The 16,975-nt window shown below is 38.8% G+C and carries 15 protein-coding genes and 1 tRNA gene; 15 read left to right on the top strand and 1 reads right to left on the bottom strand.

Annotation, left to right across the window (positions count from 1 at the left end; genetic code table 11):
• Nucleotides 1–62: 62 nt before the first annotated feature.
• Together P20495_RS14635 and eno are read left to right on the top strand one after the other, a co-directional pair.
• Nucleotides 63–1,697: a CTP synthase gene (locus P20495_RS14635; RefSeq protein ID WP_033015319.1), complete on the top strand. Its 1,635-nt coding sequence runs from the start codon at nucleotides 63–65 to the stop codon at nucleotides 1,695–1,697.
• Between the two features lie 276 nt (nucleotides 1,698–1,973).
• A complete protein-coding gene (gene eno / locus P20495_RS14640) occupies nucleotides 1,974–3,272 on the top strand; it encodes a phosphopyruvate hydratase (protein WP_007377517.1) in 1,299 nt (432 codons plus the stop codon).
• 199 nt (nucleotides 3,273–3,471) lie between these two features.
• On the opposite strand, the gene mutH is transcribed toward eno, so the two are convergent.
• Nucleotides 3,472–4,143, bottom strand: a complete 672-nt coding sequence (gene mutH / locus P20495_RS14645) for a DNA mismatch repair endonuclease MutH (RefSeq protein ID WP_007377516.1) — start codon at nucleotides 4,141–4,143, stop codon at nucleotides 3,472–3,474.
• 426 nt (nucleotides 4,144–4,569) lie between these two features.
• Between mutH and rppH the strand changes: the two genes are divergently transcribed.
• The 13 genes from rppH (at nucleotide 4,570) to P20495_RS14710 (ending at nucleotide 16,758) form a co-directional block, all read left to right on the top strand.
• Nucleotides 4,570–5,088 (top strand): RNA pyrophosphohydrolase, encoded by a 519-nt coding sequence (gene rppH, locus P20495_RS14650; protein WP_008134797.1) that lies wholly within the window; start codon nucleotides 4,570–4,572, stop codon nucleotides 5,086–5,088.
• Between the two features lie 30 nt (nucleotides 5,089–5,118).
• Complete coding sequence (gene ptsP / locus P20495_RS14655) at nucleotides 5,119–7,383, top strand: phosphoenolpyruvate--protein phosphotransferase (RefSeq protein WP_007377514.1); 2,265 nt, start codon at nucleotides 5,119–5,121, stop codon at nucleotides 7,381–7,383.
• Between the two features lie 90 nt (nucleotides 7,384–7,473).
• Nucleotides 7,474–8,283, top strand: a complete 810-nt coding sequence (locus P20495_RS14660) for a sulfite exporter TauE/SafE family protein (RefSeq protein WP_007377513.1) — start codon at nucleotides 7,474–7,476, stop codon at nucleotides 8,281–8,283.
• Between the two features lie 12 nt (nucleotides 8,284–8,295).
• On the top strand, nucleotides 8,296–9,099 hold the full coding sequence (gene lgt / locus P20495_RS14665) for a prolipoprotein diacylglyceryl transferase (protein WP_007377512.1): 804 nt from the start codon (nucleotides 8,296–8,298) through the stop codon (nucleotides 9,097–9,099).
• Nucleotides 9,100–9,109: 10 nt separating this feature from the next.
• The gene (locus P20495_RS14670; protein WP_008134796.1) at nucleotides 9,110–9,961 is read left to right on the top strand and encodes a thymidylate synthase; all 852 of its coding nucleotides are present in this window, start codon (nucleotides 9,110–9,112) and stop codon (nucleotides 9,959–9,961) included.
• A gap of 21 nt (nucleotides 9,962–9,982) precedes the next feature.
• Nucleotides 9,983–10,861 (top strand): UTP--glucose-1-phosphate uridylyltransferase GalU, encoded by an 879-nt coding sequence (gene galU / locus P20495_RS14675; RefSeq protein ID WP_007377510.1) that lies wholly within the window; start codon nucleotides 9,983–9,985, stop codon nucleotides 10,859–10,861.
• Nucleotides 10,862–11,412: 551 nt separating this feature from the next.
• The gene (locus P20495_RS14680) at nucleotides 11,413–12,090 is read left to right on the top strand and encodes an SPOR domain-containing protein (protein ID WP_008134795.1); all 678 of its coding nucleotides are present in this window, start codon (nucleotides 11,413–11,415) and stop codon (nucleotides 12,088–12,090) included.
• A gap of 139 nt (nucleotides 12,091–12,229) precedes the next feature.
• On the top strand, nucleotides 12,230–12,823 hold the full coding sequence (locus P20495_RS14685) for a FlgO family outer membrane protein (RefSeq protein ID WP_008134794.1): 594 nt from the start codon (nucleotides 12,230–12,232) through the stop codon (nucleotides 12,821–12,823).
• Between the two features lie 13 nt (nucleotides 12,824–12,836).
• The gene (locus P20495_RS14690) at nucleotides 12,837–13,532 is read left to right on the top strand and encodes a FlgO family outer membrane protein (protein WP_007377506.1); all 696 of its coding nucleotides are present in this window, start codon (nucleotides 12,837–12,839) and stop codon (nucleotides 13,530–13,532) included.
• Between the two features lie 7 nt (nucleotides 13,533–13,539).
• Entirely contained in the window at nucleotides 13,540–14,211 is a 672-nt protein-coding gene (locus P20495_RS14695; protein WP_007377505.1) for a FlgO family outer membrane protein, read from the top strand.
• 71 nt (nucleotides 14,212–14,282) lie between these two features.
• Nucleotides 14,283–14,357, top strand: a tRNA-Arg gene (locus P20495_RS14700).
• 184 nt (nucleotides 14,358–14,541) lie between these two features.
• On the top strand, nucleotides 14,542–15,678 hold the full coding sequence (locus P20495_RS14705; RefSeq protein WP_033015316.1) for an ISAs1 family transposase: 1,137 nt from the start codon (nucleotides 14,542–14,544) through the stop codon (nucleotides 15,676–15,678).
• Nucleotides 15,679–15,861: 183 nt separating this feature from the next.
• The gene (locus P20495_RS14710; protein WP_008134785.1) at nucleotides 15,862–16,758 is read left to right on the top strand and encodes a P-loop NTPase fold protein; all 897 of its coding nucleotides are present in this window, start codon (nucleotides 15,862–15,864) and stop codon (nucleotides 16,756–16,758) included.
• Nucleotides 16,759–16,975: the final 217 nt, after the last annotated feature.

Here is a 16,975-nt window from a genome sequence, read left to right as displayed (position 1 = left end):
ATACCCTTAGGCTCTTCTTTGGGTGTTATATTCCTTTTAATTCCTGATATTCTAGGGTTCGCATGAGTACAAAATTTATCTTCGTTACTGGCGGAGTTGTTTCTTCGTTGGGTAAAGGTATTGCAGCAGCATCGTTGGCAGCTATTTTAGAAGCCCGTGGTTTAAATGTTACCATTTTAAAGCTGGATCCTTACATCAACGTTGACCCAGGCACAATGAGCCCAATTCAACACGGTGAAGTATACGTTACAGAAGACGGCGCAGAAACTGACCTTGATTTAGGTCACTATGAGCGTTTTATTCGTACCAAAATGACTAGTCGTAATAACTTCACACAAGGCCGTGTATACGAAGACGTATTACGTCGTGAGCGCCGTGGTGAATACCTAGGTGCAACTATTCAGGTTATTCCACATATCACTAACGATATTAAGCAACGTGTATACGACGGTGCTGAAGGTTATGATATTGCTATTGTAGAAATTGGCGGCACAGTAGGTGATATAGAATCACAACCGTTTATTGAAGCAATTCGTCAGATGGGAACTGAAATTGGTCGCGAACGCGCGCTATTTATTCACTTAACGTTAGTGCCATTCTTAGGCCCTGCCGGTGAAGTGAAAACTAAACCAACTCAGCACTCTGTTAAAGAGTTACGCTCAGTCGGTATTCAACCAGATATTCTTATTTGTCGTTCTGACCGTAAACTACCAAATAATGAGCGTGCAAAAATCTCATTATTCACAAACGTAGAAGAAAAAGCGGTTATTTCACTGCCAGATGTAGACAGCATCTATAAAATTCCAGCATTATTAAAGTCGCAAGAATTAGATAATTTTGTATGTCGTCGTTTTCACTTAGATCCACCAGAAGCTGATTTAGCTGAGTGGGAACAAGTACTTTATCAAGAGTCTAACCCAACAGGTGAAGTGACAATTGGTATGGTTGGTAAATACATTGAATTACCAGATGCGTACAAATCGGTTAACGAAGCATTAAAGCATGCGGGCCTTAAAAACCGTTTAACAATTAATATCGAATACGTAGATTCACAAGATCTTGAAAGTAAAGGTGTTGAGTTACTCTCGCATTTAGATGCTATTTTAGTGCCAGGCGGCTTTGGCGGTCGTGGTGTTGAAGGTAAAATATTAGCGGCTAAATATGCGCGTGAAAATAAAGTGCCTTACTTAGGTATTTGTTTAGGTATGCAAGTAGCGCTTATTGAATATGCACGAAATGTTGCAGGCCTTAGTGATGCAAACTCAACCGAGTTTAATGCAAAATCTGCAGCACCTGTTGTTGGTTTAATTACTGAATGGCTAGATGCAGAAGGCAATGTTGAAACGCGTGATGCTGAATCTGATTTAGGTGGCACAATGCGTTTAGGCGCTCAAAAATGTCATTTAACACCAGGCTCTAAAGTACATGAAGTATACGGTAGTGATGAAATTGTTGAGCGTCATCGCCATCGCTACGAAGTTAACAACAACTTTGTAGAGCAATTAGAAAAAGCAGGTTTAAGCTTTACCGGTTTATCAGAAGATAAAAAACTGGTAGAAATTATCGAAAATAAAGATCACCCTTGGTTTATTGCCGCGCAGTTCCACCCGGAATTCACGTCAACCCCACGTGATGGTCACCCGCTATTTGAAGGGTTTGTAGCAGCCGCTCATATCCACCAAAAAGCGTCATCGTAATTTAAAAAGGCCGTGCATATTGCACGGCTTTTTTGTTTTAAGGGCTGACTAATACCAATTTTATTAAAAACATGAGCATTGTATCGCATTAAATAACTCACTCACTGCGTTAAAAATTACTCATATAGAACAACTATATGTCATAATTTCTGCCTTGTTATTGAGCTATTTTCTTAGCGCTATAATAGCTCACTAATTTAATGCAATTGGTATAAACTATATAAAACGTAGTAAAGTTAGTCGAACTCACCATTTTGGGAATATAGAGGAATCAAGATGTCAAAAATCGTAAAAGTAATAGGTCGCGAAATTATGGACTCGCGTGGTAACCCAACTGTTGAAGCTGATGTACATTTAGCTGATGGTTCATGGGGCCGTGCTGCAGCACCTTCTGGTGCATCTACAGGTACTCGCGAAGCATTAGAGTTACGTGATGGTGACAAAACGCGTTATTTAGGTAAAGGCGTATTAAAAGCAGTTGGTTATATCAACAAAGAAATTGCTGACGCTTTAGCTGGTCAAAATGCATTAGAGCAAAGTACTGTTGATAAAGTAATGCTAGATTTAGATGGTACCGAAAATAAAGAAAAATTAGGTGCCAATGCAATCTTAGCTGTATCACTAGCAACAGCAAAAGCAGCTGCACAATCTAAAAAGGTTGAGCTTTATGAACATATTGCTGACTTAAACGGCACGCCGGGTGTTTATTCAATGCCACTTCCAATGATGAACATCATCAATGGTGGCGAGCATGCAGATAACTCTGTAGACATCCAAGAGTTTATGATCCAACCTGTTGGCGCTACTAACTTCCGCGAAGGTCTACGTATGGGCGCTGAAGTATTTCATAGCCTTGCTAAAGTACTTAAAGCTGATGGCCATTCAACAGCAGTTGGCGATGAAGGTGGTTTTGCGCCTAACCTTGCATCTAACGAAGCGGCTCTTGCTGCAATCAAAGTAGCTGTCGCAAACGCAGGTTACGAGCTAGGTAAAGATATTACTTTAGCGATGGATTGTGCAGCTTCTGAGTTTTACGACAAAGAAGCAAACATCTACGACCTTAAGGGTGAAGGCAAAAAATTCACTTCTGAAGAATTTAACTTTTTCTTACAAGATCTTACTGAACAGTACCCAATCGTTTCTATCGAAGATGGTCTTGATGAGTCTGATTGGGATGGCTTTGCACATCAAACTAAGCTAATGGGTGATAAAATCCAATTAGTAGGTGATGATTTATTCGTAACAAATACTAAGATTTTAAAACGTGGTATCGACAACGGTATTGCTAACTCAATCTTAATTAAGTTTAACCAAATCGGTTCTTTAACTGAAACGTTAGCAGCAATTAAAATGGCTAAAGACGCTGGTTTCACTGTTGTTATTTCTCACCGTTCTGGTGAAACTGAAGATTCAACAATTGCTGATTTAGCAGTGGGTACTGCTGCAGGTCAAATTAAAACAGGTTCATTGAGCCGTTCTGACCGTGTTGCAAAGTACAACCAATTGCTACGTATTGAAGAGCAATTAGGCGATAAAGCACCGTACAACGGTCTTAAAGAAGTTAAAGGTCAGTAATTCTATTTTATATAGAATCTAATTTTTAATTTTAGATGATAAAATCCTCGCACAAGCGGGGATTTTTTATGCCTGATACTTTTATTCAAAGAGATGAAAATAAGTTGTAGGTGTTAAGCTTGCTGACGCGCACGTAGTGCGAAAAGGAAGATTCACAAATAATAACTCTTTGTTTAAGTCTTACTACTTTACAGAGCACTCAAAGCTGAAATTGCTGTTTTAAAATCTCGCCAGTAAAGCTGGTTTTTAGATAAAAGCCACGGGGCAGGGTTTTTATTATTTGCCCATTAGGGCCAATGGCATCAGTGACTATTTTGCTATGGGCCGCTTTTGGGCGTATTTGCATTGCATCGCCTAAATGGCCCGATATTTCGTCAATTCGGCCAAGTGCAATTAACTCCATTTGCTCTTCCCAGTCGCGCTGTAATAAAGCGTCCTGCTCAGGTGTGGGTTGCCATAAAAAGCCACTGCCGATTGTTCTATCAAATGGAGCAATATCACGCTCGCTTAAAATAGGTAGCCATAAAACGTGATTAAGCTTTTTGCGAACGCTGCTGGTATGCCACGTCATCCCCGTCACGTTCATTAGTGGCGTTACAGATACAAATGTTGTTTCCAGTGGTTTCCCTTTATAAGAAATGGGGAGTGTTTTTAGCTCTATGCCTAAATCTTCAAAATCGGGTAGTGGTTTAGAGCCTGCAGTTGCACCTAAAACGTATTCTATTAATTGTCCCGTCCAGCCTTTTTCTCGCAGTAAATCGTCAGGCGTTTTAAAGTTATACTCATTGGCTAATTGGCCAAGTGTCAGGCCTGCAATATTATCAACCCGCTTTATTAGGTCATTAATTGAATGTGGTTTTGTTGGTCGCATATCACTAATTTGAGTTGAATAAATCACCTTGTCATGATAGCAAATCAGCTAAGCCGTGGATATCTTTGCGTTTGTGTGTTTTTTGTACATGAGGTGTTTGCTGTAATTTTACACACGCTAAAAAGTGAGCGAATTAACTTAAGTAACTGAACTGCTTTGTAATTTTGTGTTTTATAGTTCAGCTTTAATTAAGTGAGATTAGAGTTGCAGGGATAAATACAGATGTATGAACAAGTTTATCCACAGATTCTGTGGAGAAAGTCAGTTTTTAGATCTCATATTGTGGATTTGTTTGCAAAATGAGCGTGTTTTACAAAAGTTATGCACAAGCTGTGGGTAAGCAGAGTAAAACTCGTAATAGTATTTGCCGTATTGCGGGTTATGTGGAACAATCATAAAAAATCGACTTACAAATGAGGCACTAAGGTGATTGATGCCGAAGGTTTTCGTGCCAATGTCGGAATTGTAATTTGCAATAATCAGGGACAGGTGTTTTGGGCCAGACGCTATGGTCAACATTCTTGGCAATTTCCCCAAGGTGGTGTTGATGATGGTGAAACCGCAGAACAAACCATGTATCGCGAATTATACGAAGAAGTAGGGCTGCGACCAGAAGATGTAGAAATAGTCGCAAGTTCAAAACATTGGTTACGCTATAAATTACCCAAACGATTAATCCGCCGAGACTCTAGTCCGGTGTGTATTGGGCAAAAACAAAAATGGTTTTTACTAAAATTACGCTGTAAAGACGAAGATGTAAATTTACTTAAAACCCATCATCCTGAATTTGATGATTGGCGCTGGGTAAGTTATTGGTATCCTGTAAGACAGGTTGTATCGTTTAAACGGGATGTTTATCGACGAGTAATGAAAGAGTTTGCTCCTTTCGCCATGCCTTTTAATAAGAGAGAACAACATAAAGATCATTGGCGAAGTAAAAGGTAGTAATTTCTCGATACAATAAAGGAGCAGGGTATGCTGGCTACACTGAGATCTATTGCGGAGTCTGTATCGCGACAAGCGAATTTAGACAGCGCATTAGTGTGCTTTGTGCAAATGGTGAAAGATGCCATGAAAACCCAGTGCTGCTCCATTTATTTTGCAGATTACAGCCAAGACAATTTTGTACTTATGGCAACTGAAGGACTAAACCCCGATGCGGTAGGTAAGTTTAGAATTGGTTTTACCGAAGGTTTAGTTGGCCTAGTAGCGCAACGCGAAGAACCTATTAATATTGCATTTGCTAAATCGCATCCGCGTTTTAAGCTCTCCCCTGAAGTAAATGAAGAAGGCTACAACGCTTTTTTATCTGTACCCGTTGTTCATCAAAAAAAAGTACTGGGTGTTATTGTTGTTCAACAAAAAATGGCGCGTGTATTCAGTCAAGATGAAGAGTCATTTTTAATTACGCTTTCTGCTCAACTGGCTTCACAGTTAGCACATGCCGAAATTAAAGAAGTTTTGCGCCAAGATGAATCATCTCATCAAACATCGGTATTAAAAGGCGTATCGAGTGCGCCGGGCATCGGTATTGGACAGGCATTTGTACTTTTGCCTAAACTTGATTTTAAATCGATTGAACTCAAAAAAGATCATGATACAACAGAGCAGCGCCGTTTGTTTACACAAGCCGTAGCTGCAACACGTAAAGAATTTAGTACCCTTTCGATGACGCTAAGTGATTCTATTCCGCACGAAGCTCTTGCTGTATTTGATGTTTACCAACAGCTGCTTGATGCAAAAAGTTTAGGCCACAATGTAGAAATGCAATTACAAGAAGGCTGGTGTGCTAAAAGTGCATTAAAAATTGTAATAGAGCGTTTAATATCTCAATTTAATGCCATGCAAGACCCTTACATAAAAGAGCGCGCCGTTGATGTTAAAGACATTGGCTTGCGGGTACTGCATCATCTTGTAAATACCGAACATGCTGTTAAAAATTACCCTCCCAATACAATTTTGATTGCCAATACGTTAACACCAGCAATGCTTGCAGAAGTACCAAAAGGGCATTTAACCGGTGTCGTTAGTGTAAATGGCTCAGCAAATAGTCACGCGTCTATATTAACGCGTGCAATGGGTATTCCTGCTATTTGGGGTATAGAGGATTTACCTTTATTGCAGTTTGACGGTAAATCAATGATTTTAGATGCATTTGCAGGGCGTTTATACATATCGCCATCGCAAATGTTAATGGATGAATACACCGAATTACAGCATCAAGATAATCTACTTAATAATCGCTTTTTAGCAGAGCAAGACTCAGAATCAATTACGCTTGACGGTGAGCATGTTAGCTTATTATTGAACGCAGGCCTTGAGCTTAATACCGAGCAAAGTAGTTCACATATTTGTGACGGTGTAGGGCTTTATCGAACCGAAGCGTGGTTTATGCAAAAAGGTCAGTTTCCTTCGCAATCAGAGCAAGAAAATTGGTATCGAGAAGTACTAACTAGCTATCATCCCAATCCTGTGGTTATGCGAACATTAGACATAGGTGGCGATAAGGTTCTTGATTACTTTAACATAACCGAAGAAAACCCATTTTTAGGTTGGCGTGGTATTCGTATCAGCCTTGATCACCCTGAATTGTTTTTAGATCAACTCAAAGCCATGCTTAAAGCCAATATAGGTTTAGGTAATTTAAAAATAATGCTGCCAATGATCAGCGGAACCGAAGAAGTAGACGAGTCACTCGCATTGTTTGAGCAGGCTTATTTTGAGCTAAGTGAAAAATACCCAGAACAACAAATAGAAAGACCCGATATAGGTATTATGCTTGAAGTGCCATCAAGCGTATTTATGCTGCCAGAGTGGTCTAAAAAAGTTGATTTTTGCTCCGTAGGCAGTAACGATTTAACGCAGTATTTATTAGCGGTAGATAGAGCAAATGCCCGAGTTGCTGAGTTGTTTAATCCCTATCACCCTGGCGTACTTAGAGTGCTTAATAAAATAGCCTGCGAGTGCGAACAGTATGAGTTACCTTTTAGTTTATGTGGAGAGTTAGGCGGCGATCCTGAAGGTGCAATACTCCTTATTGCTATGGGATACAGACGTTTAAGCATGAATCTATCATCACTTAATAAAGTTAAGTGGGTACTTAGACGTTTAAGTGTAAGTGATATGGAACAATTACTAACTGCATGTTTGGCGCAGTCGACTGCAAAGCAAGTACTGCGTTTAACACGTAATTTTATGTTAGAACATCACTTAGGTGACTTGTTTTACACGCCAAAATAACTAAGTGCGTCGAATTAATTTAAATACGAAGATGCTATTAGTTTTATAATCCTTTAATATATAAGTCTCCAAAGGGTATTTGAGATTACTATGTATGACTTAGGTTTGTTAGTCGCAAGCTGCGCACTACTAGGCTGTATTGTCGGGTTTTTAGCGGGTTTACTAGGCATTGGCGGCGGTTTAATTATTGTCCCAGTACTCAGTGCGTTACTGCTGTCATTTAATGTAACCTCAGCAGATCATGTATTAGTGATTGCTATTGCAACGTCACTTGCTTCTATTTTATTTACCTCCACCTCTTCAGCGTTGGCTCATCATAAAAATGATAATGTGCCTTGGGCAATTGCGCCTTGGGTTATGTCGGGTGTGGCTTTAGGCGCGCTTATTAGCGGCTTTGCAGCTAGCCTTATTCCAGAGCAAATATTGCGCACTGTGTTTGCTGTAAGTGTTGTATTTATAGCAGGGAGAATGGTGCTCTCAACTCGTAATAAACCAATGTCAGAAAAACCGTTACCAGCAGGTCCTATTTTAGGCGGGATTTCGGCAATAATGGGCGGGTTATCAGGTTTAATAGGTATTGGTGGCGGCGCATTAATAGTCCCTATGCTTAATTATTTTTCGGTTGATATAAAAAAAGCAATTGGTTGTGCCGCAGCCTGCGGAATTGTTATTGCATTATTTGGCTCTGTTGGCTATGTCAGTGCCGGCTGGCACGTGACTGATTTAGAACATGGTTTTGCAGGATTTGTGTATCTTCCTGCGTTATTTGGTATTGTATTAACGTCGTGGTTTGTTGCACCTATTGGTGCTAAAGCAACTCATTATTTACCTGTTAATACAATTAAGAAAGTTTTCGCGGTGCTGCTTGTAGTTATCGCAATTAAAATGGTTTTTAGCTAAAGGTTTATTTTTATGGCACTTGAGTTTCCTCAAATCGATCCAATAATTTTTTCAGTTGGGCCACTTAGCGTACGTTGGTACGGCTTAATGTATTTAATAGGTTTTGCATTTGCGATGTGGTTTGCAAATCGTCAAGCGTCAAAACCAAACTCTGGTTGGACTAAAGACCAAGTAAGCGATTTACTGTTTTACGGCATGTTAGGGGTAATACTAGGCGGGCGTATTGGCTACGTATTGTTTTACCAGTTTAGTTACTTTATAGAAAACCCACTGTATTTATTTAGAATAGATCAGGGCGGCATGTCGTTTCATGGTGGAACACTTGGCGTTATAACCGCCGTCGCAATTTTTTCGTGGACGCGCAAAAAATCGCTTCTTCAAGTAGGCGATTTTGTTGCACCACTTGTGCCTGTAGGGCTTCTTGCTGGACGTATTGGTAACTTTATAAACGGCGAATTATGGGGCCGAGTTACCGACGTGCCATGGGCAATGGTATTTCCAACGGGCGGGCCGCTTGCGCGTCATCCATCGCAATTATACGAAGCATTTTTTGAAGGCTTAGTGCTCTTTTTAATCTTGCAATGGTTTATTAAAAAACCGCGCCCAGCAGGCAGCGTAGCCGGTGTGTTTTTATTAGGTTACGGCGTGTTTAGGTTCTGTATTGAATACTTCCGCCAACCAGATGCACAACTCGGTTTATTTGCCGACTTTATTTCAATGGGGCAAATACTTTCGCTTCCTATGATAGTAGGCGGATTAGGGTTATTAATTTGGGCTTATAAGCAACCACAACACGTTACAACAGCTAAGGCATAATACAAAAAACATGAAACAATATTTAAAGTTATGTCAGCGTATTGTTGACGAAGGGCAGTGGGTAGAAAACAAACGTACAGGCACGCGTTGTTTAACTGTAATTAATGCTGATTTAGAATACGATGTAGCTAATAATCAGTTTCCGATGATCACCACACGAAAAAGTTACTACAAAGCAGCGATTGCTGAATTACTAGGTTACTTACGTGGTTACGACAGTGCTGAGCAGTTTCGTGATATTGGTTGTAAAACATGGGATGCCAATGCGAACGATAATAACGCATGGCTTAATAATCCTAACCGTAAAGGTGAGGACGACATGGGACGCGTTTATGGCGTGCAAGGGCGTGGTTGGCAACGCCCAGATGGTTCAACACTTGATCAGCTCGCTAAAGTTATTAATAACTTAAAAAATGGCATTGATGACCGTGGTGAGATAATCACGTTTTATAACCCAGGCGAATTTGAGCTTGGTTGTTTGCGCCCGTGTATGCATACGCACACCTTTTCGTTGCTTGGCGATACCTTATATTTAACGTCTTATCAGCGCAGCTGTGATGTGCCGCTTGGCTTGAACTTTAATCAAATACAATGCTTTGTATTATTGGCGTTAGTAGCTCAAATTACTGGTCATAAAGCGGGTAAGGCATACCATAAAATTGCCAATGCACATATTTATGAAAACCAACTTGAGTTGATGCGAGATGTGCAGCTAACACGTCAACCATTTGCATCGCCTCAATTAAAAATTAATCCAAAAATTAAATCGTTAGAAGATATAGAAACGTGGGTAACACGAGACGATTTCGAAGTAACAGGCTATCAATGCCACGAAGCGATTCAATATCCATTTTCAGTATAATAAAAGATTAAGGAAAACATAATGAAAGCAGTGATCCCCGTAGCGGGCCTTGGTACTCGCATGTTACCAGCAACAAAAGCAATTCCTAAAGAAATGCTGCCAGTGGTAGACCGTCCTTTAATTCAATACGTAGTTAATGAAGCAGTTGCTGCCGGTATTAAAGAGATAGTGCTAGTAACGCATTCAAGTAAAAACTCAATCGAAAATCACTTCGACACCAGTTTTGAACTAGAAGCGACTTTAGAGAAGCGTGTTAAGCGGCAATTACTTGCCGAAGTGCAAGCTATTTGCCCTAAAGACGTAACCATTATTCACGTACGCCAAGGTGAAGCCAAAGGCCTAGGGCATGCTATTAGCTGCGCGGCCCCGATTATTGGTAACGAACCATTCGTAGTTATTTTACCAGACGTAATTATTGATGATGTCGAGAGCGATCTTAAAAAAGATAACTTAGCAGAAATGATCGCACACTTTAACGAAACCAAGCACAGCCAAATTATGGTAGAGCCAGTACCAATGGCACAAGTAAACCAATTTGGTGTAGTTGATTTAGGTGACGTTGAGTTAAAGCAGGGCGAAAGCTCGCCAATTATGAATATGGTAGAAAAACCACCTGTAGACGAAGCACCATCAAACTTAGCGGTAGTGGGTCGTTATGTGTTAAGTGAAAATATCTGGCCTTTACTTGCAAAAACTCCGCAAGGGGCAGGCGATGAAATTCAGTTAACAGATGCAATTGCGATGCTAATGGAACACGAAAAAGTAGATGCATACGCTATAAAAGGCCGTAGCCACGACTGTGGAAGTAAAGTTGGTTATTTAAAAGCGACTATTGAATTTGCACTTCGCCGTGATGAATTTGCAGATGAACTAAAAGCATTTATTAAAGCGTTGATTTAATTTAAAAGATAACGTTAATAATAAAAAGGCGCCAACATGGCGCCTTTTTTAATGTTTAACCAGAGCTCTGGTTAAGAGATATACTAACATATTGAATTATGGTGATATTTAAATTTATTTTCTCTAGCCAGAGGTTTTCAGTGAAAACAAGGCGAATTTACGCGTCAATAGCTTTTGGGGATGAAGTTATTATCGAAATTTTGGGTTAAATACACTGTTGCAAACGTAGTATCTAAAAATACAACAACTCAAAAACTGTTGTTATTTTAAGGATTGAATATGTTTAAATGCGCGGTTTTTAAGTTATATTGTTTTTTTTGTGTTAATTGGCACTAAATTTGTATTAAATGTTTTCTTAAGGATAAAGGGACCCGCGTTAATTGTTTTTTAAAACACAATTAAAGCTGAAATGAGTTGTTCCCATGGCCTATTTAAAGTTAAACACTTAGTACCAACTTGCAATAATGTTTAATTAAGCGAATTGGTATAATTTATAAGAATGTTTAGCTGAAATGTAAGTGTAATTACACTGCTTTCAGGATAACGAATACATGTTTAAACATAAAAATAATAATAAAAATATAATTCTGAGTCTTTTAACGTTTGTATTTTGTACTGCCTGTGCTTCTACGTCAGAAGTAAACCAGTTAGAAAAACCAAGTAATTTACCAGAATATGTGTCAATCACGGCCTTAGAGCTTGCTCAGTTAAAAGATGCAGCAATGCAATGGCAACAAGCTAGAGCGGGCCTTGAGCGTATTTTAAGGCTCGAAAAAGAGATCACTTATTTAGTTGACCATATCGACATTATTAACACTAAAGCGATAACGCAATCCAACCAACGTTATACTCGTGCTGATACACGCAATCCTATAGCTGCTCATACCATAAAAGCGCTTTCGAAAGCGCCTAAACATAGCTACAGTAAAAAACGAGCTGTAAAATTAAATACGCTTAAGCATTCATTTTCATTACAAGTGGCATCAGTTAGCTCTGAGCCAAGCTTAAAAAAAGTATGGCAAAACCTGAACATACAGGCAGCTCCATTGTTTAGAAAAAAAATAGAGACTAACGTAGAGCAAATCCGTATTAACGATAAAACATTTTACCGCTTAAAACTGGGTTCATATCAAAAGTTAAATAACGCCAAAGCGGATTGCGAAGTATTTAAACTTTATAAACTCGATTGCATAGTAAGTAGTTACACAGATAAACCCATTAAACTATAGTTTAAACAAATAGTTGAGGTAGGCATGTTAATCGGGTTTAGGTTAAGCATTGGTGTAGGTTAACTAGCAAAATTATTCAAACACCTTTTAGGCATAATAATTGCTTTATCTTTTGTATATTTGAAAGAGGATGGCAATTATGCGCCTTTTATTACCCCTATTATTAGTTAACTTAGCCGCTTGCAGTTTGATACCGCAACCAGCGCCAAGTATAAGCACACACGCTCCTAAAGCGGCTATGGCACCTTACACAGTTAATGATTATGTAAATACGCTAACAGTGCAGCTCAGTCATTTAAAAGAGCCGTTAAGTCGTAATTCCCGCATTGGTGTAAGTAGCTTTTATTTTGCTGATGGGCTCGACACCAAGTTAATGACAGAGCAAGCTTCAGGGCTTAGCCAACAAATCCAAGAAAGTCTATTAACCCAAATGACCCAGCTTGGTTACCATACGGTAGAGTATAGATTAGACAATAATATAACATTATCGAGTAATGCCGATAATGTACTAAGTCGCGATTTAAATAAATTACGTAAACGTCAAAAAATTGACTTAATAGTTACCGGTACTGTGACTCGTCAGCAGCATGCATATATAGTAAATGCGCGACTAGTTAATATAAACAGCAAACAAGTTTTATCAGCAGGCAGTACCGAGATCCCTATTAATGTAATGTGGGGAAATGAAAAAATTCAGCAGCGCGACGGCCTTTTATACCGCAGCGAATACTAATTTGGAGCACAAAATGAGAAACCTACTAATTACATTATGTTTGCCATTGGGATTTGGCTGTTCGCAAATGTTTAATGGCATGGAGTCAGAACAAGTAGAAGAACCGCAAAGCAATAGCCCTGTAATGCTTGTAAGTGAGCAACGCGAAGTTGCGTCGCCTGTTGTAAATAATCAACTTTTTCAGTCTGGGTTGGTTGAGCAAAATAACTACACTAAATCAATGCCCGCCAAGCGTAAAAATATTAACCATTACGTGCGTGGCATAATGCAAGACATGGTCGAAAACTTACAGTACGTAAATGATAAAACACCACTTGCTGTTTCAAGCTTTGTATTTTTAGATGATAACTACAACGATGGCAGTTTATTAGGAAATCAGATATCAGAAAGCTTTATGCACGAACTGCATAGTTTTGGTATACCGGTCATTGATTTTAAAACAACCGACTTTATGCGAGTAACACCGGCGGGTGACTTTGTATTTAGTCGCGACTATTTAGAGTTAAATCAAGATCAAAATTTTAACTACGTCCTAGCCGGTACCTTAGTGAGCCACCAAGGGGGGGTATTAGTAAATGCTCGTATTGTTGGTTTGAAAAGTAAAGCGGTTGTAGGCAGTGCACAAGGCTTTATTCCTCAGTCAGTTGTTGATGCGCTTAACAGCAGCTACCGAACTGATGGCATAATGCTTAAGCAAGCGGATGAGTGAGGTGATTATGCGTTATACATTAAACAGCGTGCTTAGCGCTTTTAGCATGCTAGCATTGGCTGGGTGTTCTATGACACATATTACTCAACAGCAACAAAACACAAATACCCGCGTAGATGTAAACACACAGCATGAGCAAACACCGGAAATGCTGTCGTCGGCTAAAGTAGATGTACATGACGAATACGATTCATCACAACAATTTATGCCCCTTAACCACCATCAAACATTGGTTAATTATGTAGAGCAAATGGCCCTCGATCTAGTCGACACCCTCGAATCAGGTAATGATACTAATGCGCATTTAAATATTGCGGTTACAACCTTAGTTAATTTAGATGCCACACTAAACAACACAAATCAGCTTGGAAATCAAATATCTGAAACCTTAATCCATCAATTACAAAAATTTGGTTATGGTGTTGTTGATTTTAAAACCACAGAAACCATAGACGTAAATAGCCGTGGCGACTTTGTTTTATCGCGTGATATAGCAAAACTTAATGAAGACCAAATGGCCAGCCACGTACTTGCAGGTACTTTAATTTATCGACGTAATGGGGTTGCGGTCAATGCGCGTGTTATTAACATAGACACCAAGCAAGTTGTTGCCACTAGCCGAAAATTAATACCGTTATACGTACTAAATAAAGAAGATATATACTTATCAAGCAATTAAGTTCAGTTGTCGCTTGATATAAAAAACCAGATACCGTTATAATTCACACCTCTAAGCACACGCTTATTTGTGGCCTCTTAGTTAAATGGATATAACGGCCCCCTCCTAAGGGGCAGTTGCAAGTTCGATTCTTGCAGGGGCTACCAATTAAATCAATGAGTTATAATATTCTCTCATTCACCATCCTTTTCTGTGTAGCACATATGTAGCAGTGGCGTATATGTCTATAATCCAAGTTACAGTTACCTACTCACGGCAAGATCATTATAAATTGAACTTATAGAACAAGTTGCGATCAGATCAAGGCATAACAATCCTTTGGTCACTAATATGAGCGCTACTTTTCTGAAACACTTTAATTCAATTGCAGACCCTCGCATTGAACGTTGTAAAAAGCATGAACTTATCGATATTCTTCTACTCGCTATCAGTGCTGTGCTCTCTGGTGCAGAAGGCTGGGAGGATATTGAAGACTTTGGACATCTAAAGCTTGGCTGGCTAAAAAAATATGGCATTTTCAAAGAAGGAATTCCAAGGCATGACACCATCGCTCGTGTTATTTGTCGGTTAAAAGCAGATGAAATAGAAAGTGCATTTCAATCTTGGATGTCATCACTTATTGAAACCACAGGCGCTGATATCATAGCTATTGATGGTAAGACCGCCCGACGTTCATTTACGACAAAAGATAGAAAAAGTGCATTACATACTGTCAGCGCATGGAGTTGTCAGCACCAATTAGTGCTAGGGCAAACCGCCGTTGATAGCAAGACAAATGAAATCACAGCAATACCTGAGTTACTCACCATGCTCGATATTGAAAACAGTATCATTACGCTTGATGCGATGGGATGCCAACAAGAAATCGCGAAACAAATCATCAAACAAAAAGCCGATTATATTCTCGCACTTAAAGGCAACCACTCAGGTATGCAGGGCGAACTAGAAGCTTGGTGGCATAAGAGTGAACGTGAAGGTTTAACCAATAGTAATTCTGATGAGCATATCGAAATAAGCTCAGGACATGGTCGTATTGAAACAAGGACTTGCCAGCAGTTACTTATTAATAAAGGCTGGTTAGCCAAAACTTACCGGTGGTCAGGCTTAAATAGTCTCATTAAAGTTACTGCTGAAGTTCACGATAAGTCGGCAGGTACGGATACAAGAGAAATCCGCTGGTATATCAGTTCGCTAGACCTAAATGCAGAACAAGCATCACATGCTGTGCGTAGCCATTGGCAAGTTGAAAGTATGCACTGGGTGCTAGATATGACGTTTAGAGAAGATGAATCGAGAATACGTAAAAAGCAGGGACCGCTGGTATTTAATGTAATGCGAAAAATAGCGATGGCACTCTTTAAGCAAGATACAACGAAATCAGTCAGTATGGCGAGGAAAAAGAAAATGGCAGGGCTAGACGATGATTATCGCACAACACTGCTAGAGTCTGCGGTTAAAATGCGCTAGCCGTGGTTACCTACTATTGAAAGCTATTTAATTTGTTAGTTACACATTACTTTTATAAACTAATGTGTAAGTCTAATTCTTATCTGTAATTATTATTAATTAATGTTGTGCTTTGAGTTAGTAGCCTTGTGGATAAAAAATCAGCATACTAATGTTATTAAAAACATATTTAAAGGAGTGATAATGTCGGTACAAATAGAGGAACTAGTTAAACTACTTTACAGGGAACCTGTAAATTTATCTATTTCAGGGGCGTGGGGAGTTGGAAAGACATATTTATGGAAGGAAGTTAGTCAAAAGCTTCAAAGTGATAATAAAAAAGAAGTTTTATATATGTCCCTTTATAATATATCGTCCATAGATGATTTGTATACAAAGATCTCACTACATTCTGTGACTAACAAAGTTGAGAATGAAAATTTTAGTAAGATAAAACCATTTATAAATAGTATTACTGAAGTTTTCAATGGAGATAAATTTAAAAATACACTAAAGCATGTTACGTCTAATTTTTTAAAAGATCAGATAATTTGTTTTGATGATATTGAGCGGGCAACAGAAGATTTCGATGCTACTGATTTCTTATCCTTTATTTCCCATCTTAAAGAAGATAAATCATGTAGTGTGGTTTTAATTCTAAATGAAGATCAAATTAAAGATTCAGAAAGCTTTAATTTACACAGGGAAAAGTGTATTGATCATGAAATATATTACAGACCTACAACTGAGGAGAACATCAGGAAAGTATTTGAGGAAAGTGAGACCGAAGCTGCTCATGTGGCTTCATTTTTTAAAAAAGTCAAAGTAAGCAATATAAGACTTTTTCAAAGAATTAGATTTTTAATTTCTCAGTGTAAAGTGGATTTTTCAATAGAGAATCCATTGACATTTAATGATTGGACAAAAGGTTTACTTACATTGATTTGTTTGTATGTATACCTAAAATATGACTCGGAAAGACAAAACAAACCAAACCTTGAGGTTTTATTCAGTGATGATAGTGACATCGAGGATGATTATCTTTCTGAATATATCGAGTCTGTTATATTCCCAAACAAACTTTCAAAATCAAAACAGTAATAACAAAGACACCCATTCTAATTTTGCACTTTATGAAACGAAGTACTAGGCTTTATTTAGTGCAAAAAACAAGCAGGGTGTTACATGGAAACAGTAATAACAAAGACACCCATTCTAATTTTGCACTTTATGAAACGAAGTACTAGGCTTTATTTAGTGCAAAAAACAAGCAGGGTGTTACATGGCAATCGCAAGAAAGCGCCAAGTAAGTTTGGTC

Source organism: Pseudoalteromonas sp. BSi20495 (genome assembly GCF_000241185.1).
GTDB classification, from domain to species: domain Bacteria; phylum Pseudomonadota; class Gammaproteobacteria; order Enterobacterales; family Alteromonadaceae; genus Pseudoalteromonas; species Pseudoalteromonas fuliginea.
Note: the sequence above shows the minus strand (reverse complement) of the source record. Positions and strands in the feature narration are given on the sequence as shown.

Bases quoted from the DNA above. Each gene is read 5' to 3' on its own strand.
- lgt (WP_007377512.1), top strand. From the start codon at position 8,296: ATGGCACTTGAGTTTCCTCAAATCGATCCAATAATTTTTTCAGTTGGG.
- eno (WP_007377517.1), top strand. From the start codon at position 1,974: ATGTCAAAAATCGTAAAAGTAATAGGTCGCGAAATTATGGACTCGCGT.
- galU (WP_007377510.1), top strand. From the start codon at position 9,983: ATGAAAGCAGTGATCCCCGTAGCGGGCCTTGGTACTCGCATGTTACCA.
- P20495_RS14690 (WP_007377506.1), top strand. From the start codon at position 12,837: ATGAGAAACCTACTAATTACATTATGTTTGCCATTGGGATTTGGCTGT.
- P20495_RS14635 (WP_033015319.1), top strand. From the start codon at position 63: ATGAGTACAAAATTTATCTTCGTTACTGGCGGAGTTGTTTCTTCGTTG.
- P20495_RS14695 (WP_007377505.1), top strand. From the start codon at position 13,540: ATGCGTTATACATTAAACAGCGTGCTTAGCGCTTTTAGCATGCTAGCA.
- ptsP (WP_007377514.1), top strand. From the start codon at position 5,119: ATGCTGGCTACACTGAGATCTATTGCGGAGTCTGTATCGCGACAAGCG.
- P20495_RS14685 (WP_008134794.1), top strand. From the start codon at position 12,230: ATGCGCCTTTTATTACCCCTATTATTAGTTAACTTAGCCGCTTGCAGT.
- P20495_RS14670 (WP_008134796.1), top strand. From the start codon at position 9,110: ATGAAACAATATTTAAAGTTATGTCAGCGTATTGTTGACGAAGGGCAG.
- P20495_RS14705 (WP_033015316.1), top strand. From the start codon at position 14,542: ATGAGCGCTACTTTTCTGAAACACTTTAATTCAATTGCAGACCCTCGC.
- P20495_RS14660 (WP_007377513.1), top strand. From the start codon at position 7,474: ATGTATGACTTAGGTTTGTTAGTCGCAAGCTGCGCACTACTAGGCTGT.
- P20495_RS14710 (WP_008134785.1), top strand. From the start codon at position 15,862: ATGTCGGTACAAATAGAGGAACTAGTTAAACTACTTTACAGGGAACCT.
- P20495_RS14680 (WP_008134795.1), top strand. From the start codon at position 11,413: ATGTTTAAACATAAAAATAATAATAAAAATATAATTCTGAGTCTTTTA.
- mutH (WP_007377516.1), bottom strand. From the start codon at position 4,143: ATGCGACCAACAAAACCACATTCAATTAATGACCTAATAAAGCGGGTT.